This window comes from Stenotrophomonas sp. AC248 (genome assembly GCF_979258185.1).
Window position 1 is genome coordinate 4,524,532 of sequence record NZ_OZ409840.1, and the last position, 18,158, is coordinate 4,542,689.

The window sequence follows — 18,158 nt, forward strand, 5'->3', positions numbered from 1 at the left end:
CCGTTCAGAGCTGGGTGAACACCTGCTCGCGGGGCAGCCGCGACTTGGGCAGGCCGGCATTGAAGTTGGCCGCGCTGCCGTAGCCCAGCGCCACCAGCACCACGCTGGTGAAGCCGCGCGCACGCAGGCCCAGTTCGGCGTCCAGCACCTCGGCGTCGAAGCCTTCCATGGGGGTGGCGTCGATGCCGTGCACGCCCGCCGCGAGCAGCAGGGTGCCCACGGCCAGGTAGGTCTGCTTCTGCATCCAGTGCTGCACGTCGCCCAGGGTGTGGCGGTGCAGGTCCACGTAGTGGTGCAGCGCGCCGCGCTGGCCTTCGCGCGCCTCGGGGCTGGGATAGCGGCCGTCGGCGGTTTCCTGGTCGATCACCTGGGCCAGGTACGCGTCATCGATACCGGTGCGGGTGGCGAACACGATCACGTGCGAGGCGTCGGTGATCTTGGCGGTGTTGTAGGGCTGGTCGGGTTGCGTGGCGCGGGCGATGCGCGCCCGTGCCTCGGGAGTGCCGGCCACCAGGAAGTGCCACGGCTGCGAATTCACCGACGAGGGGGCGTTGTGCAGCACCTCCAGCAGGTCCTCCAGCACCGCGGGCGGCAGCGTGCGGGTGGGGTCGTAGGCCTTGGTGGTGTGGCGGCGCAGGGCCACCGGAGCGAGGGTCATGGGAACAGAGTCCATTGCGGGTTCAGTAGGGAGCAATAAGGGGTTCAGAAGCCTTCGAGGACCAGCTTGCCGCGCGCGCGGTGGCTCTCGATCAGGGCGTGGGCCTGGCGCAGGTTGGCGGCGTTGATGCGGCCGTAGTGCTCGCCCAGGGTGGTGCGCAGCACGCCGGCGTCGACCAGCGCGGCGACCCGTTCCAGCAGGTCGTGCTGGCGCTGCAGGTCCGGCGTGTTGAAGCTGGAGCGGGTGAACATCGACTCCCAGTGCAGCGACAGGCTCTTGCGCTTGAGCGCCATCACGTCGAGCTGGCCGGGGTCGTCGATCAGCGCCAGCTGGCCCTGCGGGGCGAGCGCGGCCACGATCTGGTCGTAGTGCTGGTCGGTGTGGGTCAGGCTGGCCACATGGCTGACCTCGGCGATGCCCAGCCGCTGCAGGCCGTCGGTGAGCGGCTGCGAATGGTCGATCACATGGTGCGCGCCCAGGCCATACACCCAGTCCTGGGTGTCCGGGCGCGAGGCAGTGCCGATCACCGTCAGCCGGGTCAGCTGGCGGGCCAGCTGGACCAGGATCGAGCCCACGCCGCCGGCCGCGCCCACCACCAGCAGGGTCTGGCCCTCGCCACCGCCCTCGGCGATGCGCAGGCGGTCGAACAGCAGTTCCCAGGCGGTGATCGCGGTGAGCGGCAGGGCGGCCGCAGCGGCGTCATCCAGGCTGGCGGGCTTGTGGCCGACGATGCGTTCGTCCACCAGCTGGTACTCGGCATTGCTGCCCGGGCGACCGATGGCGCCGGCATAGAAGACCGCGTCACCCGGCTGGAACAGGGTGACCTCATCGCCCACGGCATCGACGATACCCACCGCATCCCAGCCCAGCACCCGCGGCTCGGTCACGGCCACGCCGTTGCGCACCTTGGTGTCCACCGGGTTGACCGAGATCGCCCGGACCGCCACGCGCAGGTCGCGCGGGCCCGGCTGCGGGATCGGCAGGGTGACGTCCTGCAGCGCGCGCGGGTCGCTGATCGGCAGGCCATGTTCGGTATAGGCAACAGCTTTCATCGGGGCAGATCCGTTCGGGAAGACGCACAGCCTGCGCTTCACGCCGCGCGCCGGAAAGGCGCAGAATCGGGCAGCACTTTCACTGTGGGAATGAAAATGGTCCGCGTCGACGATCTCGGCCTGTTCGTGCGTACCGCCGCGCTGGGCAGCTTTTCCAACGCCGCACGCGAAGCCGACCTGCTGCCCGGGCAGGTGGCCGCGGCGGTGGCCCGGCTGGAGCGCGAGCTGGACCTGCGCCTGTTCGTGCGCTCCACCCGCAGCCTGCGCCTGACCGCCGAAGGCGCGCTGTACCTGCCCTACGCACAGGAAGTGCTGGCCGCCCTGAGCGAGGGCCAGGCGCGGGTGCGCGGCGAGGATGCCGAACTGCGCGGGGTGCTGCAGGTGGCCGCGCCGTCGGACCTGGGCCGCCACGTGCTGCTGCCGTGGCTGAGCGAGTTCCGCCGCGCGCACCCGAAGCTGCAGCTGCGCCTGCACCTGTCCGACCAGGTGGCCGACGTGTTCCGCGATCCGGTCGACATCGCCTTCCGCCTGGGCCGGTTCGACAACGCCAGCTATGTGGCGCTGCCGCTGCTGCCGGGCAACCGCCGCGTGCTGGCGGCGGCGCCGGACTACCTGGCCCGGCATGGCACGCCCGACAGCCTGGAGGCGCTCAAGGACCACCACTGCCTGCTGTACCAGCTGGCCGGGCGCGCTTACGACCGCTGGAACTTCGAGGTGGACGGGCGCCGGGTGGTGGTGCCGGTGCGCGGCAACATGGTCTGCGACGATGCCGACGTGGTGCGGCGCTGGGCCGTGGCCGGCGAAGGCATTGTGTTCAAGTCGTGGCTGGATCTGTGCGCCGACGTGCGCGCCGGGCGCCTGCAGGTGCTGCTGGGCGGTGCCGGCGACAGCCTGCCATTGAACCTGGTGTGCCCGCACCGCAAGCAGTTCTCCCCGGCCATCCGCCAGCTGCACGCGATGTTCGAACAGCGCCTGCAACCGCTGCTGAAGGATCTGCCGCGCACGGTCGGCTGACGCTATCGGGATGGGGGGTGGTGCCGGACAATGGTGCTCCCCCGTAGTCGAGTCGCCGCCATGCCGTGGATGGGCATCCAGGACCTGTGGACCTTCGTTGCCGCCGTGCTGGTGTTCCTGGCCCTGCCCGGCCCGGGCACGTTCACCCTGCTTACCGCCACCGGCCGCGGCGGCGTACGCGGCGGCTACACGGCGCTGTTCGGGCTGCTGCTGGGCGACCAGATCCTGATGTGGCTGGCGGTGGCCGGCGTGGCCGCGCTGCTCAAGGCCAACCCGCTGGTGTTCCACGCGGTGCAGTACCTGGGCGCGGCGTACCTGGTGTGGGTTGGCATCAGCCTGCTGCGCCGGCCGCGCGGCGGGGGCGAAGAAGGTGGCATCCGCCTGCAGCCCGGCCACTACTTCCGCCAGGCGGTGCTGATCAACCTGCTCAACCCGAAGGCGATCATCTTCTACATGGCCTTCCTGCCGTTGTTCATCGATCCGGCCCGCCACCAGGGCGTGGTCACGTTCGCGACCATGGCGGTGATCATCTTCGTCATGGGGCTGGCGTATTGCTCGGTGCTGATCGGGGTGGGCAACCTGTTGCGACGTAGGATTCTTCAGTATCCTCGTGTAGGACTTCTACTGAAGCGCGTAGCGGGTGTTTTCCTGATCGGTTTTGGCGTGCGGCTCGGCGTCAGCGGCTGACGCCCCGCCCTGCGGGCCGATGCGCCGATCCGACGGGCACCGGTGCCGCGCGGCGAATAGCCAACGTCATCGGAACGCGTGCTTTCGATAAGCAACTTGAGATTCCCCGCGACGCCCTCGCGGTGTCCAATCGGCCCCATCGCCCAACGGTTGCCGTCCAGTGCGACCGCGCGCCCCACGCGAGGAACCGATGCCGCCCGTGTATTTCGTCCACCACCTTGCCGGTCACCGCGAGCGCCTGCTCGGCATGGCCACCGGCCGTGTCGACCTGGCCCACCCGGCGGTCAGCCGCATCCTCACCGGCCTGCAGCCGCTGGATCGCATCGACCTGCGCGCGTGCCGGTTTGACTGCCAGGCCAGCCTGGACCTGGCGTTGCGTCGGCGCATCCGCGAGGCCGAAGAGGCCGCGCAGGGCTGGCGGGTATTCGACGCGCACGGCGTGTTGCGCTGCAAGCGCTTCCCCTGCGACGACCGGGTGGTGTTTCCCCACGGGCTGCCGGGCGATGCGCTGTGGCTGCGCACGCTGGTGGACGATCAACCCGACCTTCTCGCCGGCTGACGCGCGCCGCTTCAGCGCGCGTCCAACGCCTCCCGCAGGTGGTCGATGAACACCCGCAGCTTCGGCGCCATCTGCTCGCGCGCCGGGTAGTACAGGTGGAATCCCGCGAACGGCTGCTGCCAGTCCTGCAGCACGCAGCGCAGGCGCCCGGCGGCCACGTCGGCGGCCACCACGGCCTCGAAGGCCTGGCCCATGCCCAATCCGGCACGCACCGCCGCGTGGATCAGGGCGGTGTCGTTGAACACCAGCGGCCCGCTCACCGCCACGTCGAAATCGCGGCCGTCGCGACTGAACTCCCAGGGCATCAGCCGGCCGGTGCTGAGCCGGTGCACGATGCAGGCGTGGTCGACCAGCGCGGCCGGCGTCTGCGGTTCGCCGTGGCGCGCGAAGTAGGCCGGCGTGGCCACCACCACCTGCCGCTCCAGTGGGCCGATCGGCACGGCGATCATGTCGCGCGCCAGCGATTCGCCCAGCCGGATGCCGGCGTCGAAGCCACCGGCGACCAGATCGGCCAGCCCCGGCTCCACGAACAGCTCCACCTCCACCTGGGGATAGCGCGCCAGGAAGCTGGGCAGGTGCGGCAGCACCAGCAGTTCGGCGGCCACGCGCGGCACGTTGATGCGCAGTTTGCCGGCCGGTACCGCACGCACGCTGTCCAGGTCCACGAAGGCGGCCTCGATCTGGGCCAGGCCTTCGCCCACGCGCGCCAGGAAGCGCGCGCCGTGTTCGGTCAGGGCCACCCGGCGCGTGGTCCGGTGCAGCAGGCGCACCCCGAGGCTGGCCTCCAGCGCGCGCACGGTCTGCGACAGCGCCGATGGCGAGACGCCCAGGTCATCGGCGGCGCGGGTAAAGCTGGCGCGCTCGGCCACCCGGGCGAAGGCAACCACGGCAGACAGCGGGGGCTGGGAGGACATTGTGAAGCCTGCCTTCAAGGTCGATGTGGCGAACACCAGTTTATCCACATGGTGCAGCGGAGGATGCTGTGGGCACCGGCGCTCGACCGCGCCGCCCCTTCCCCGCTTCCGGAGCCTTCCATGCAGACCCGTACCCTTGGCCGCCACGGCCCCACCGTTTCCGCGCTCGGCCTGGGCTGCATGGGCATGAGCGCCTTCTACGGCGGTCGCGGCAGCGATGCCGAGGCCACCGCCGTCATCCATCGCGCGCTGGCGCTGGGTGTCACCCTGCTCGATACCGCCGACATGTACGGCCCGCATACCAATGAAGTGCTGGTCGGCAAGGCCATCGCCGACCGCCGCGACCAGGTGTTCCTGGCCACCAAGTTCGGGATCAAGCAGGAGCCCAGCGACAGCGCCGCACGCAGCGTGGACGGCCGCCCGGAGTACGTGATCGCCGCCTGCGACGCCAGCCTGCAGCGGCTCGGCGTGGACCACATCGACCTGTACTACCAGCACCGCGTGGATACCCGCGTGCCGATCGAAGACACGGTGGGCGCGATGGCGCGTCTGGTCGAACAGGGCAAGGTGCGCTTCCTGGGCCTGTCCGAAGCATCGGCGACCACCATCCGGCGCGCGCACGCGGTGCACCCGATCACCGCCGTGCAGACCGAGTTCTCGCTGTGGTCGCGCGACCCGCAGTCCAATGGCGTGCTCGACACCGTGCGCGAACTGGGCATCGGCTTCGTGCCCTACTCGCCGCTGGGCCGCGGCTTCCTGACCGGCGCCATCCGCCGCCCGGACGACTTCGACGCCGATGACTACCGCCGCCAGTCGCCGCGCTTCCAGGGCGACAACTTCGCCCGCAACCTGGCCCTGGTCGATGCGGTCACCGCGATGGCCCAGGCCAAGGGCATCACGCCAGGGCAACTGGCGCTGGCCTGGGTGCTGGCACAGGGCGACGACCTGGTGCCGATCCCCGGCACCAAGCGGCTCGCCTTCCTGGAAGAGAACCTGGGCGCGCTGCAGGTGCAGCTGAGCCCGGACGAGCTGGCCCGCATCGACGCGATCTTCCCGGCCGATGCCGCGGCGGGGCAACGCTACGCCGATGCGGCGATGGCCACGCTGGACCGCTGAACGGGCGTCACGACGAAAGGCGGTCACGACCAACGGTCGTGACCTACCGGGTGTGTGACCGTCGGGTGCGCCGCTCATCGGGTGCACCGGCCAACGGTAGGTACCGACCGTTGGTCGGTACGAACAGGCGATGGCCCACAATGGGGGGCCATCGCCTGTGAGTAAACGGATGTCCCACCCCGATGACCTGCTGGCCCGTGCCTGGGCAGAGCGCGAAGAAGTCCTGTACCCCCGCCTGCTGGGCGCCCTGGGCCCCGGCCTGTACCCGCTCGACGCGGCGGTATTTTCCACCGTGTTCGGCCAGGACAGCGTCGACCCGCGCTGGCTCACCATCGGCGTGTTCGAGTGCCCCCCCACACCGGACCGGCCCGGTTGGGCCTATGTGAGCTCCGGGCTGTCCAACCCCTGGGATGAGACCGAGGCCGACCCGGACAGCGTGTCCGGCCTGGGCATGGAATTCCTGCTGCAGACCACCGAACGCGCGCCGTGGGCACTGGCCCTGGTGCAGCGGTTCTGCGCCTACCAGCTGCTGCTGGCCGCCGGCCGCATGGGCACCCATGCGCCGCTGGACCTGTGGGACCGCATGCGCATCGGCGCCCCGATCGACAACGCCGACAGCCAGCTGCAGGCGTTGGTGTTCGTTGCGGCCGAGCACCTGGGCGACATCCAGAGCCTGGTCAGCGGCCAGTTCCGCTTCCTGCAGATGCTGCCCCTGACCCTGGACGAACATGCCTTCGGCCAGCAGCACGACTTCGAGACCGTGGTTGAACAGCTCCAGGCCCATCACGCCGCACCGGTGGTGGACACGCGCCGCGGCAGCATTCCGCTGCAGCCGCCGGCCTGATCCAATGGCGGCCCCGCCTGCGGGGCCGCCGCCTGTCCCCTGCACCCGACACCAAGGAACGCCGATGCGCTGGTCTGCCCTGCTCCCCCTGCTGGTGCTGTTCGCGCCGGCTGCGGCCCACGCCGATGAGATCCGCTGCCTGACCGGCGGCAGCCAGGGGCAGATCCACCTGTCCTGGAAGCTGCCAGCCGAGGGACAACGCACCAGCTTCGTGCGGTATGCCGGCAAGACCGCCTGGCTGCGCCTGACCCTGCTGAGCCAGGACAGCACCGAGATGGCCGAGGGCCGCCCGTGGCAGTTCGATTCGGTGTGGGAGGAGCACCTGGACGGCACGGTGATCGGCCACTACCAGATCTCCACCCAGGGCGCGCGCATCTACGGGTTCGACTACACCAACGCCCGCACCGGACGGCAGACGACCTTCAGCGAGGACATCGGCGCGCTGACCGACACCGGCTGCCGCTGGGACTGACGCCGGCGCATTTGTGCTGTTTTCGTCACTCACCGGCACTCAGGATTTACTTACGCCCTCCTGTGACGCCCGGCAGTAGTAATGCTGCACCGCATTGGGTAAAACTCGCAGACTAGTCAGTAGCCGTCATTTACCGCGAGGTCCCATGTCATCGTTGCTCCGGCGCAAGTCCCTAGACCAAGTCACCGTCCATGAAGCCGGCAGGCGACTGGTCCCGACCCTGAGCTGGCCGCACCTGATCGCACTGGGCATCGGCGCCATCGTCGGCACCGGCATCTACACCCTGATCGGCGTGGGCGCCAACCTGGCCGGCCCGGCCGTGCTGATCTCCTTTGCCATTGCCGGTGCGGTCTGCGCCTGCGCGGCGCTGTCCTACGCCGAACTGGCCACGATGATGCCGGCCGCCGGCAGCGCTTACACCTACAGCTACGCCGCGCTGGGCGAGATGATCGCCTGGGTGGTGGGCTGGAGCCTGATCCTGGAGTACTCCCTGGTGGTGAGTACGGTGGCGGTCGGGTGGTCCGGCTATGCGGTGGGCTTCCTGCATGGCTGGGGCATCGACCTGCCGCTGGCGCTCACCGCCGGCCCGCACGTGGCCGGCGGCTTCATCAACCTGCCCGCGGTGCTGATCACCTTCGTGGTGGCCGGCATGCTGATGGCCGGCACCAAGGAAAGCGCCACGCTCAACGCCATCCTGGTGGTGGTCAAGATCATCGCGCTGACCCTGTTCGTGGCCATCGCGCTGCCGCACTTCGATACCGCGCACATGGACCCGTTCATGCCGTTCGGCTTCGCCAAGTCGGTGGGTGTCGGCGGTGTCGAGCAGGGCGTGATGGCGGCGGCGGCGATCATCTTCTTCGCCTTCTACGGCTTCGATGCGATCTCCACCGCGGCCGAGGAAACCAAGAAGCCCGACCGTGACCTGGCCATCGGCATCATCGGGTCGATGGTGGGCTGCACCATCATCTACGTGCTGGTGGCGCTGGCCGCGGTGGGCGCGATGAGCTACACCATCTTCGGCCAGAGCGCCGAGCCGCTGGCGCTGATCCTGCGCGAGCTGGGCAGCCCGGGCGCGGCCAAGTGGATTGGTGCGGCGGCGGTGATCGCCCTGCCGACCGTGCTGCTGGCCTTCCTGTACGGGCAGAGCCGCATCTTCTTCGTCATGTCGCGCGATGGCCTGCTGCCGCGAGGGCTGTCCAAGGTCAGCGCGCGCACCGGCACGCCCATCGCCACCACGTTGTTCACCGCGGTGCTGGTCGCCGCGCTGGCCGGCGTGGCCCGCCTGGATGAAATCGCCGCCCTGGCCAATGCCGGCACGCTGGCCGCGTTCACCGCAGTGGGCCTGTGCCTGGTGGTGCTGCGTGTGCGCGAACCGGGCCGCGTGCGCAAGTTCCGCACCCCGCTGGCCTTCATCGTCGGCCCGCTGGCGGTGATCGGCTGCGTGTACCTGTTCTTCAGCCTGCCCAGCAAGACCCAGCTGTATTTCCTGGCGTGGAACGTGGTCGGCCTGATCGCCTACTTCGCCTATGGGCGGCGTAACGCGGTGATCAACAAGGCCTGATTCGGGCGCGTGCCGACCAACGGTCGGCACCTACCGGGTGTGGCACACGGCAGCGGTGGGAAGCCGGGCAGAGCCCGGCTCTACGTGCTGCCGGCCATCCCGTTGTGGAAACACGGCGGCGGTGGGAAGCCGGGCAGAGCCCGGCTCTACGTGCTGCCGGCCACCCCGTTGTGGAAACACGGCGGCGGTGGGAAGCCGGGCAGAGCCCGGCTCTACGTGCTGCCGGCCACGCTCCCGTAGAGCCGGGCTCTGCCCGGCTGCTGTTGGCCATGACTGCGCGGCGCCCTCGCGCCTCGTCACTTCTTCGGCGTCGCCACCTTGTCCGCATGCGCCTGCGCCTGGGCCATCACCCGCAGCAGGTTGCCGCCCCAGATGCCGGCGATCTGCTTCTCGCTGTAGCCCTTGCGCAGCAGCCACGCGGTGATCTTCGGCAGCTGGCTCACATCGGGCAGGTCGGCCAGGCCGCCACCACCGTCCCAGTCCAGACCGATCCCGGCATGCTCGGGGCCGACCACCTTGAGGATGTGCTCGAAGTGGGCGAAGAAGTCATCCAGCGTGGCCTTGCGCAGCGGGTAGCGCTGATCGAGCGCGTCCAGCCCCTGCTTCAGTGCCACGCCCTGGGCGATCGTCATCCCGTCGTAGTCGCCGCCGAGCTGCTTCATCAACGCCTCCTCGGCCTGCGCGCGCTGCTCGGTCTTGCCGGTGTCGATCAGGTAACCGCCATAGGCGTTGACCTGGATCACCCCGCCGGCCTTGGCCAGCTGCTTCAGGCGTGCATCGTCGAGGTTGCGCGGATGGTTGTAGATCGCCTTGGCCGAACTGTGCGACAGGACGAACGGCACCGGCATGCGCTCGAGCAGGTCGTCGAATACCGCGTCGGAGGCATGTGACTGGTCGATCACGATGCCCAGCCGCACCGCTTCGTCCACCAGCGCCTTGCCGGCCGGGCTGAGGCCCTTCCATTCGGCGCCCTTCTTGTCGGTGGCCGAATCGGCGAACTCGTTGTTGGCGAAATGCACCGTGCTCAGCAGGCGCAGGCCCGCCAGGTGGTAGAAGCTCAGCAGCGAGGGATCGTCCACCAGCGGGCTGGCGTTCTCCATGCTGATGTAGACCACGCGCTTGCCGGCGGCCTTGATCCTGGCCGCATCGGCGGCGGTGAGCGCCAGCTGGAAGGTGTCCGGATGCGCGGCGAGCATCGCGCGGATTTCCATCAGCCGCAGCAGCCCCGCGTCGCGATCGTGCACGTGCGCGGCTTCGCTACGGTCGCCCTGGTCGGTGTAGATCGCCCAGAAACCGCCATCCAGCGCCCCTTCCACCATGCGCGGGTAATCCACCTGCGACAGCGCGTTGTGGTCGTGCCGCTGCTGGATGTCGAAGCCGGCGCGGTGGAAGTTGGCCGGTGTATCCAGGTGGCTGTCCAACGTGAGCAGCGTCTTCTGCAGGGCCGAGGCCCGGGCCAGTTCCTGCGGGGTGAACTCGATGGCGTGGGCGGCCAGCGGCGTGCACAACGCCAGCGACACCAGCAATGACAGACTGCGCAACGTCATGACGCTTCACCTTGGATGGGAAGCGTCAGACCATAGCGCTGTGAGGACAACAAACGGTAGTGCCGGCCGCTGGCCGGCTCCCCGCGACAATCGGAGTCCAAGAGGAGCCGGCCAGCGGCCGGCACTACCTGATGCCGAACGTAGCCGGGATCCTGCGAATCAGTCCAGCACGCGGCAGAACACCGCCTTGAGATAGCGCGATTCCTGCACGTGGGCCATGAACGGATGGTCCGGACCGGCGCCGGCCACCTTCAGGATCTGGATGGTGCGGCCGGAATAGAACGCCGCGCGGCGCAGCATGTCCAGGAACTGGTCCTCGGCCACCAAGCCGGTGCACGAGAACGTGGCGAACAGCCCACCGGGCTTGACCACGCCCAGCGCCAGTTTGTTCATGTCCAGATACTTCTTCAGCGCGGTGATGACCTGGTCGCGGTCGCGGGTCATCTTGGCCGGGTCCAGGATCACCACGTCGAACTGCTCACCGCGGTTGGCCGCATCGCGCAGCCACGGGAACACGTCGGACTGGATGAACTTCGGGCGCACGTTGTTGAGGCGCGAGTTGGCCTTGGCAATGGCGATCACGTCTTCATCGATGTCGATGCCGACCACTTCCGACGCACCGCGAGCAGCGGCGTACACCGCAAAGCCGCCGGTGTTGCAGCACAGGTCGAGCACGCTCTTGCCGTCCACCTGCTCGCTCAGCCACTGGCGGTTCTCGCGCTGGTCGGCGAAGAAGCCGGTCTTGTGCGCTCCGGCCGGGTCGGCGCGGAACTTCACGCCGTACTCGGTGATCACCGAGGCTTCGGTGGTGGTGTTGCCATGGAAGTCGAAGCTTTCCTGCTTCTGCACGTGTTCGTCGGCGAAGCTGTGGAAACGGCAGCCCGGGAACTGCTCACGCAGCGCTTCGTAGATCCACTCGCGGTGGCGGAACATGCCGGCGGCGAAGAACTCCACCACCACCAGGTCGTTGTAGCGGTCCACCACCAGGCCGGACAGACCGTCGCCTTCGCTGTGCACCACGCGCCAGGCGTCGGACACCGCGTCCAGCTTCAGCACGTCGCGGCGCAGCGAGACGGCCTGGGCGATCTTGCGCGAGAACCAGCCCGCGTCGACCGGAACGGCCTGGTCGGTTTCCAGGATGCGCACGGCGATGCGCGAATGGCCGTTGTAGAAGCCCCGGCCGATCCACTCCCCGTCCACGCCGATAACGTCGACGATGGCACCGGGTTTGGGACGGACGGCCGGCTTTTCGACCAGTTTCTGGAAGATCCACGGGTGGCTGGAGCGCCAGGCGTTCTTGAGGCGGACAACGGGGGCAGGGGTATTCATGGGCGTATTGTAAACGGGAAGCCTGCAGCCCTCGGCGTTGGGAGCGACACCGCCGGCGCTCTGGGAGTGACGGCCGCAGGCCGTCAGGGCGGTAAACCCGGCCGCTACCTGGTTGACGGCCAGCGGCCGTCACTACCGGTTGGGGCGTTTGGTTCAGCAGCACCGGGGCATGGAAAGGATTTGACGCCGGCCCGGCCACCCCGCAGAATCGGCCCCAGAAGGGGAGTAGCTCCCAGACGTTGTCGCCGTCAATTCGAGCCCGCAGGCTCCGGTGCAACGGCAGTCCCACCCATCGGGACTGCGAGCGAGACCTTCGCCGTATGGCGAAGCTCTGTTCCCCGGATCCCCCCGATCCTCCGTTGCAGATCCTCGCCGTCCGGCTTGAGGCAATCATTTTTCCAACGGATAAACCCAATGCAGACGATCGGTAATGTGTGGTTGTGGGGCGGCTTCGGCGCGGTGGTGATCATCGCGCTGCTGGTCGACCTCGTATTGATGCGACATGGCGGGCCGCACAAGGTCACCTTCAAGGAGGCCCTGTGGTGGTCGATCGGCTGGGTCGCCCTGGCCCTGGCCTTCAACGGCGGCCTTTGGTACTACCTGAACGAGACCGCCGGCCAGGTGGTGGCCAACAAGGTCGGCCTGGAGTTCCTGACCGGTTACCTGGTCGAGAAAGCCCTGGCCGTGGACAACATCTTCGTGTTCCTGATGATCATGGGCTACTTCGCGGTGCCCGAGGAGCAGCGCCAGAAGGTGCTCATCATCGGCATCCTGGGCGCGATCGTGCTGCGTACGATCATGATCTTCGCCGGTAGCGTGTTGCTGACCAAGTTCCACTGGCTGCTCTACGTGTTCGGCGCGTTCCTGCTGTTCACCGGCTGGAAGATGTGGTTCTCGGCCGGTAGCGAGCCGGATCTTGAGACCAACCCTGCCCTGCGCTGGATGCGCAAGCACCTGCGCCTGCTGCCCGACTACGCCGGCAACGCCATGAGCGTCATGCGCGATGGCAAGCGCTGGTACACCCCGCTGTTCGTGGTGCTGATCCTGATTGCGGTCACCGACGTGATCTTCGCGGTGGACTCCATCCCGGCCATCTTCGCCATCACCACCGACCCGTTCATCGTGCTCACCTCCAACGTGTTCGCGGTGCTGGGCCTGCGCGCGATGTTCTTCCTGCTGGCCGGCATGGCCGATCGCTTCCACCTGCTGCCGTATGGCCTGGCCCTGGTGCTGGCCTTCATCGGCATCAAGATGATGCTGATCGACATCTTCAAGATCCCCACCCCGATCTCGCTGGGCGTGGTGGCCGTGATCATCGCCGCCACCGTGGTGCTGAGCCTGAAGAACCCGCCGAAGACCGGCGACGCGTAACCGACGTGCCACCGGCGGGATTGTCCCGCCGGTGGCACTACTCTCTCCCGTCGCGTTGCCCTTGTGTTCAGCCCGGGCGACGCAATCCCTAAGGGTATGAACGCCAACCTGCCCCTGCCCGCCGGCGAACCGCCGACCTCTCCCCGCAACGACCGCGGTCGCGTGCTGCGGGCGTTCAACCTGAGCCTGGCCTTCGTGCTGGTGCTGGTGGCCATCTATACCGCGCAGGGTCATTTCGACTGGCGCCCGTGGGCGGTGGCCCCGCTGGACAAGGCCGGCCTGCTTGGCATCCTCGGTGCGCCGCTGCTGCACGGTTCGGTACAGCACCTGGGGGCCAATGCCTTCGCCTTGCTGATCCTCGGGACGCTCGCCGGCAGCGTCTATCCCAAAGCCACCCTGCGCGCGCTGCCCCTGCTGTGGGTCGGCTCCGGGCTGGGCGCCTGGCTGCTGGGCGACCTGGGCAGCCGCCATCTCGGTGCCAGCGGCATCACCCACGGCCTGATGTTCCTGATCTTCGTGCTCGGGCTGCTGCGCCGCGACCGACCGGCCATTGCCGCCGGCCTGATCGCCTTCCTTTTCTACGGCAGCATGCTCATCACCATCCTGCCGCACGAGCCGGGGGTGTCCTGGCAGTCGCATATGGGCGGTGCGTTCGCCGGCATCATCAGCGCGCTGCTGTTCCGCCTGTCCGACCCGATGGCCCCGCGCAAGCGTTACAGCTGGGAAGAGGAAGACGACGAGGACGACCTGCAGCTGCAGCGTGACAACGACCTTGAACCGCCCTCCCCGCACCGCGTGCCGGTGCTGTGGCAGCCGCGCGAAGGACAGGACTTTGTGGTCCTCCCGTTCCGTCCGCGCGATCCGGGTGCGCCGCGCGAATAACGGCGGCTCACTTCGGGGGCTTGATCACGCCGGTGGCACTGATGCGCAGGCATTGCCAGGCGATGTAGCCCACCACCAGCACTTCCACCACGCCGAACAGCGTGTGGACCGAGAACGCCATGGGGCGCTCGTCCCACAGGTAGCTGTGCGATCCGGTGCGGAATCCGCTGACACGCAGGCGTCCGGTGAACAGCGCAGTTCCCACGGCCAGTGCCTGGGACAGCTCCAGTACCGCCAGGAACAGCCCAAACAGCGCGACCACCGCACGGGCAAGGAGGCCGATCCTGTCGTTGGGGTCGGACGCATTCGGCGCATTGGGGGTGGACGCTTTCCGCACCACGCGCGGTGGCGGGGCATGCACCGCGTTGAATGCCTCTGCGCGCCGTCGCCAGGCCGGTAGTGGGGCCACCGGGCGGGCGTCTGCACCGGCAGCATCCCGTTCAACGCGGGTGACTGCCACCTGCAGGTAGCCGGCAACTTCGCCAAGCCACCGCTCTGTCGACGGTCGGCCCGGCAGAAGCGCGAAGTTGCCGGGGCTGAGGCAGTGTTCGCGTCCGTCGGGCAGGATCATCCAGAGCGTACCGATGGCTGGCCGGGCATCCTTGCGGACGCGCAACTCCAACGCGGTGGGTCGGCCAAGTGCGAACTGCTCGACCTGCTCACGCAGGCCCAGCAGCATCCGGCGGCGGCGTTCAACCACGTCGTTGCGCCGGGACACGGTGAGGATCTCCCGCGGCGCTAACGACCAAAGCGCCAGCAGGCTCATCGCGGGCGGCAACAGCATCGCCAACCCTGCCAGCAGCGTATTCACCAGTGAGCCGGCCTTCATTCCCGCCATCAGCGCCGCCGCGGGGATGCCGAAGCCGATAGCCAGGAACAGCAGCACCATGCCACCGAGCACATGGTTGTGTGAGCGAATGCGTAGATCGCCGTCCGGCGTGTGTTCGTAGCGATGCCCGATCAGCATGCGACCTCCTTGTCTGCCGGGCACGGTAACGCGCGCAGCGCGCGGTCGGCAAGCGCGGTTGGGGCATGCCCCGGTCGGTACCTACGGGTTTGCCACCGCCGTGCCATCGCCATCCACCGCGCGCCGGCCCAGCGCCGGGTCATCGGTGAAGAAGGCATCGATACCGGTGGCCAGATAGGCGCGCATCTCAGCCACGGAGCCATCGGCGTTGCGCGCGTTCGGTTCGCCCTTGCGGAACTCGGCGGCCTGGAACGGGTTCTCCGGGCGGAACGTGTACGGGACCACCATCAGCCCTGCCGCATGTGCATCGCGCACCAGCGACGTAGGCGTGCCGAGCGTGCCGGCGGCGTCCAGCGGAATGATCAGACGCAGGCTCGGGCCGATGCCGTCGGCATAGGCGGCCACCTGCTCCAGCCCGGCCGGGGTGATGATGTCGGCATAGCGCTGGCTGCCCTTGGCGGCCAGCACGTCGCCGGGCTGCTGCTTCGGGTCGCCGATCAACTGCAGCAGGCGGATGTTGGAATCGGGTGCCAGCTTGCTGCGCAGGTAACGCAGGTTGCCCACCTCGAACGACTGGATCGTCACCGGTGCCACGCGGGTATAGGCGTTGCCCTGCAGCGTGGCCAGCACCTTGTCTTCCATCGGCAGGCCGATGCCCTTGAAGTAGGTGCCGTGCTTGATCTCCGGCACCAGCCCGATGCCGCGGTTGGCGCGGCCGGCCTGCTGGACCAGGAAGGCGATGATCTCGTCCAGGGTGGCGATGCGGAACTGGCCGTCGAAGGCGGTGCTGCGCAGCTGCGGAAGGCGCTCGCGGGCGTACAGCGTCTTCAGCTCGGCCAGGGTGAAGTCTTCGGTGAACCAACCCTCCACGCGTTCGCCGTCGATGCTCTTGACCGTCTTGCGGCTGGCAAACTCCGGGTGCGCGGCCACGTCGGTGGTGCCGCCGATCTCATTCTCGTGGCGGGACACCAGCACGCCGTCCTTGGTCATCACCAGGTCCGGTTCGATGTAGTCGGCGCCGTCGGCGATGGCCTGGGCATAGGCGGCCAGGGTGTGCTCGGGCAGCAGCGCACTGGCGCCGCGATGGCCGTACACCGCTGCCTTGCGCGGCGCGGGAGGGGAAGATTCAGCGCTCATGGCCACCGATGGTGCCACGGTCAGCGACAACAGCAAGGCACAACCCCACGACAACTTCGACACTGCAAACCCCTGTTTGATGCGGCCCGCGCCAACGCGGCCGGGCGTGGATGGACCGGCGCATTGTGGTGGTGCGGTGTGACAGGGGGAAGAAACGGCACGCGGAAGGGCCGATGGACGTGGCAGAACCGGCTTCAGGAATCCTCGCCGGGCTGCCCTGATGCGCTACCAACCGCTTCCACCGCCTTTATCACCTTGTCGAAATCACTTTCGAACAATCGCGGGCTGATGGCATCGAGGTTGTAGTGGTCCACGCCTCGGGACACCGTGCGGCTGCCTTCCTGCTGAACTATCCGGAATTTCCGGAGGGTTGCCGCTGGGGTCAGCTCTTCGCTGTCAAAGATATTCTTCAGATGTTCATTGACCGTCCGCACGTCCACGCCGAACAACGCAGCCATCCGCTTCTGCGACAGCCAGATCGAATCGTCCTCGTAACGGGCCTCGATGCTCTGATCGCCCGTCTGGCTGGTGAAGATCAGGAACTCGACAGTGCTGTTGCGGATCAATGTTGTCGTGCCCATCACCGGATCCTCGAAGGGGCTGTCACGCGGACTGGGGCGTACTCCGTGGAGTCTGGTCGGTTTAATGCCGGGAAGGTGTGTCTGATGACGCACTTTCGGCGCTGACGATGATAGCCCCTACTTCCCAATGCAGAAGCTGGAGAAGATCCGCCCCAGCAGATCGTCGGCGCTCATCCGCCCGGTGATCTCGCCCAGTGCCTCATGCGCCAGGCGCAGTTCCTCGGCGGCCAGCTCCAGGTGTTCGTGGACCAGCTCGGCTTCGGCGCGCTCGGCGTGGCCGATGGCCAGCACGATGGCTTCAACATGGCGGGCGCGCGCGGAGAACTCGCCGTCCACGCTGTCGCCGGCGCTGCCGCTGGCCAGTTCGCGCAGGCGGGCGTGCAGGCGGTCCAGGCCCTGGCCGGTGGCGGCGGAGACGTGGACGACGTTCGCATCACTATCGGCGGGAAGGTGCTCCAGCAGGTCGCTCTTGTTGTGGATCCACAGCTGCTGCGGCACGCCGGCCAGGGCGTCGGCCACCGCGGCATGCCCGGCCTGCGGGTCGCGGGCGTCGAGCACGATGATGGCCAGGTCGGTGCGCTGCATCTCCACGTGTGCGCGGCGCATGCCTTCGCGCTCGATCGCGTCGCCGCCGTCGCGCAGGCCGGCGGTGTCGACCAGGGTCAGTTCGAGGCCATCGATGCGGATGGTTTCACGCAGGGTGTCGCGGGTGGTGCCGGCGATGTCGGTGACGATGGCGCGCTCGCTGCCGGCCAATGCGTTGAGCAGCGAGCTCTTGCCGGCGTTCGGCGGGCCCACCAGCACCGCATGCAGGCCATCGCGCAGCTTGCGGCCGCGCTCGGCATCGTCGCGCAGCTGCCCCAGCGCGCGCAGCGCCTGGCCCAATCCGGCCCGCACCTGTTCGCCGCCCAGCGTGTCCAGCGGCTCGTCGGCGAAGTCGATCGCCGCTTCAACATGGATGCGGAGCAGAACAAGCTGTTCTGCCACCTCGTCCACGCGGCGCGAGAACACCCCGTCCAGCGACCGCCGCGCAGCGCGCGCTGCGCGGGTATCGCTGGCCGCGATCAGGTCGGCGATGGCTTCGGCCTGGGCCAGGTCGAGCTTGCCGTTGAGGAAGGCGCGCTCGCTGAATTCACCCGGCCGGGCCTGCCGCGCGCCCAGCGCGATGCAGCGCGCGACCAGCTGCTGCAACACCACCGGGCTGCCATGGCCCTGCAGTTCCACCACGTCTTCGCCGGTGAAGCTGTGGGGGGCCGGGAACCACAGCGCGATGCCATCGTCGATCACCTCGCCCTGCGCATCGCGGAAGCGGGCGTAATGGGCCTGTCGCGGCTGCATCGTGCGCACGCCGATGGCATCGGCGATGCCGCGCGCACGCGGGCCGCTCAGGCGCAGCATGCCGACGCCGCCGGCACCGGGCGCGGTGGCGATGGCAACGACGGTGTCGATGTTGGACGGGGTGGTCAT

General features: G+C 68.4%; 17 protein-coding genes and 1 pseudogene. 9 read left to right on the forward strand and 9 right to left on the reverse strand.

Annotated features, from left to right (window positions below; translation table 11 throughout):
* Window positions 1–4: 4 nt before the first annotated feature.
* Together nfsB and ACZ0AE_RS20215 are read right to left on the reverse strand one after the other, a co-directional pair.
* Entirely contained in the window at window positions 5–658 is a 654-nt protein-coding gene (gene nfsB, locus ACZ0AE_RS20210) for an oxygen-insensitive NAD(P)H nitroreductase (RefSeq protein WP_463602003.1), read from the reverse strand.
* Between the two features lie 44 nt (window positions 659–702).
* Window positions 703–1,710 (reverse strand): zinc-binding alcohol dehydrogenase family protein, encoded by a 1,008-nt coding sequence (locus tag ACZ0AE_RS20215; protein WP_038691577.1) that lies wholly within the window; start codon window positions 1,708–1,710, stop codon window positions 703–705.
* Between the two features lie 90 nt (window positions 1,711–1,800).
* Between ACZ0AE_RS20215 and ACZ0AE_RS20220 the strand changes: the two are divergent.
* The 3 genes and pseudogenes from ACZ0AE_RS20220 to ACZ0AE_RS20230 all read left to right on the forward strand — a co-directional run bounded on the left by ACZ0AE_RS20220 (window position 1,801) and on the right by ACZ0AE_RS20230 (window position 3,970).
* Window positions 1,801–2,771: pseudogene (locus ACZ0AE_RS20220) on the forward strand (LysR family transcriptional regulator).
* Window positions 2,772–2,784: 13 nt separating this feature from the next.
* Complete coding sequence (gene leuE / locus ACZ0AE_RS20225; protein WP_463602004.1) at window positions 2,785–3,411, forward strand: leucine efflux protein LeuE; 627 nt, start codon at window positions 2,785–2,787, stop codon at window positions 3,409–3,411.
* 190 nt (window positions 3,412–3,601) lie between these two features.
* Window positions 3,602–3,970: a hypothetical protein gene (locus ACZ0AE_RS20230; RefSeq protein ID WP_244880153.1), complete on the forward strand. Its 369-nt coding sequence runs from the start codon at window positions 3,602–3,604 to the stop codon at window positions 3,968–3,970.
* 11 nt (window positions 3,971–3,981) lie between these two features.
* Here the strand turns inward: ACZ0AE_RS20230 and ACZ0AE_RS20235 are convergent, their stop codons facing one another.
* Window positions 3,982–4,884 (reverse strand): LysR family transcriptional regulator, encoded by a 903-nt coding sequence (locus tag ACZ0AE_RS20235; protein WP_463602005.1) that lies wholly within the window; start codon window positions 4,882–4,884, stop codon window positions 3,982–3,984.
* Window positions 4,885–5,004: 120 nt separating this feature from the next.
* On the opposite strand from ACZ0AE_RS20235, the gene ACZ0AE_RS20240 reads away from it, so the two are divergent.
* The 4 genes from ACZ0AE_RS20240 (at window position 5,005) to ACZ0AE_RS20255 (ending at window position 8,877) form a co-directional block, all read left to right on the forward strand.
* Window positions 5,005–6,000, forward strand: a complete 996-nt coding sequence (locus ACZ0AE_RS20240; RefSeq protein ID WP_463602006.1) for an aldo/keto reductase — start codon at window positions 5,005–5,007, stop codon at window positions 5,998–6,000.
* Window positions 6,001–6,169: 169 nt separating this feature from the next.
* Window positions 6,170–6,844 (forward strand): suppressor of fused domain protein, encoded by a 675-nt coding sequence (locus ACZ0AE_RS20245; RefSeq protein WP_463602007.1) that lies wholly within the window; start codon window positions 6,170–6,172, stop codon window positions 6,842–6,844.
* Window positions 6,845–6,908: 64 nt separating this feature from the next.
* Entirely contained in the window at window positions 6,909–7,316 is a 408-nt protein-coding gene (locus ACZ0AE_RS20250) for a hypothetical protein (RefSeq protein WP_463602008.1), read from the forward strand.
* 145 nt (window positions 7,317–7,461) lie between these two features.
* Complete coding sequence (locus ACZ0AE_RS20255; RefSeq protein WP_038691561.1) at window positions 7,462–8,877, forward strand: amino acid permease; 1,416 nt, start codon at window positions 7,462–7,464, stop codon at window positions 8,875–8,877.
* 296 nt (window positions 8,878–9,173) lie between these two features.
* Here ACZ0AE_RS20255 and ACZ0AE_RS20260 read toward each other — a convergent pair whose 3' ends face one another.
* Both ACZ0AE_RS20260 and ACZ0AE_RS20265 read right to left on the reverse strand, forming a co-directional pair.
* Window positions 9,174–10,424 (reverse strand): dipeptidase, encoded by a 1,251-nt coding sequence (locus ACZ0AE_RS20260; RefSeq protein ID WP_463602009.1) that lies wholly within the window; start codon window positions 10,422–10,424, stop codon window positions 9,174–9,176.
* 159 nt (window positions 10,425–10,583) lie between these two features.
* Complete coding sequence (locus tag ACZ0AE_RS20265) at window positions 10,584–11,753, reverse strand: class I SAM-dependent rRNA methyltransferase (protein ID WP_038691557.1); 1,170 nt, start codon at window positions 11,751–11,753, stop codon at window positions 10,584–10,586.
* A gap of 414 nt (window positions 11,754–12,167) precedes the next feature.
* Between ACZ0AE_RS20265 and ACZ0AE_RS20270 the strand changes: the two genes are divergently transcribed.
* The gene (locus ACZ0AE_RS20270) at window positions 12,168–13,124 is read left to right on the forward strand and encodes a TerC family protein (protein WP_038691555.1); all 957 of its coding nucleotides are present in this window, start codon (window positions 12,168–12,170) and stop codon (window positions 13,122–13,124) included.
* Between the two features lie 96 nt (window positions 13,125–13,220).
* Complete coding sequence (locus tag ACZ0AE_RS20275; protein WP_038691553.1) at window positions 13,221–14,006, forward strand: rhomboid family intramembrane serine protease; 786 nt, start codon at window positions 13,221–13,223, stop codon at window positions 14,004–14,006.
* 7 nt (window positions 14,007–14,013) lie between these two features.
* Here the strand turns inward: ACZ0AE_RS20275 and ACZ0AE_RS20280 are convergent, their stop codons facing one another.
* The 4 genes from ACZ0AE_RS20280 to mnmE form a co-directional block, all read right to left on the reverse strand.
* Window positions 14,014–14,973 carry a hypothetical protein gene (locus ACZ0AE_RS20280; RefSeq protein ID WP_463602010.1) on the reverse strand — a complete coding sequence of 320 codons (960 nt, stop codon included), beginning with the start codon at window positions 14,971–14,973 and terminating at the stop codon, window positions 14,014–14,016.
* An 81-nt stretch (window positions 14,974–15,054) separates the two neighbouring features.
* Entirely contained in the window at window positions 15,055–16,110 is a 1,056-nt protein-coding gene (locus ACZ0AE_RS20285) for a glycerophosphodiester phosphodiesterase (protein WP_051599025.1), read from the reverse strand.
* 194 nt (window positions 16,111–16,304) lie between these two features.
* Window positions 16,305–16,691, reverse strand: coding sequence for a hypothetical protein (locus ACZ0AE_RS20290; protein WP_244880152.1), 387 nt, complete (start codon window positions 16,689–16,691; stop codon window positions 16,305–16,307).
* A gap of 117 nt (window positions 16,692–16,808) precedes the next feature.
* Window positions 16,809–18,158 carry a tRNA uridine-5-carboxymethylaminomethyl(34) synthesis GTPase MnmE gene (gene mnmE / locus ACZ0AE_RS20295; RefSeq protein ID WP_463602011.1) on the reverse strand — a complete coding sequence of 450 codons (1,350 nt, stop codon included), beginning with the start codon at window positions 18,156–18,158 and terminating at the stop codon, window positions 16,809–16,811.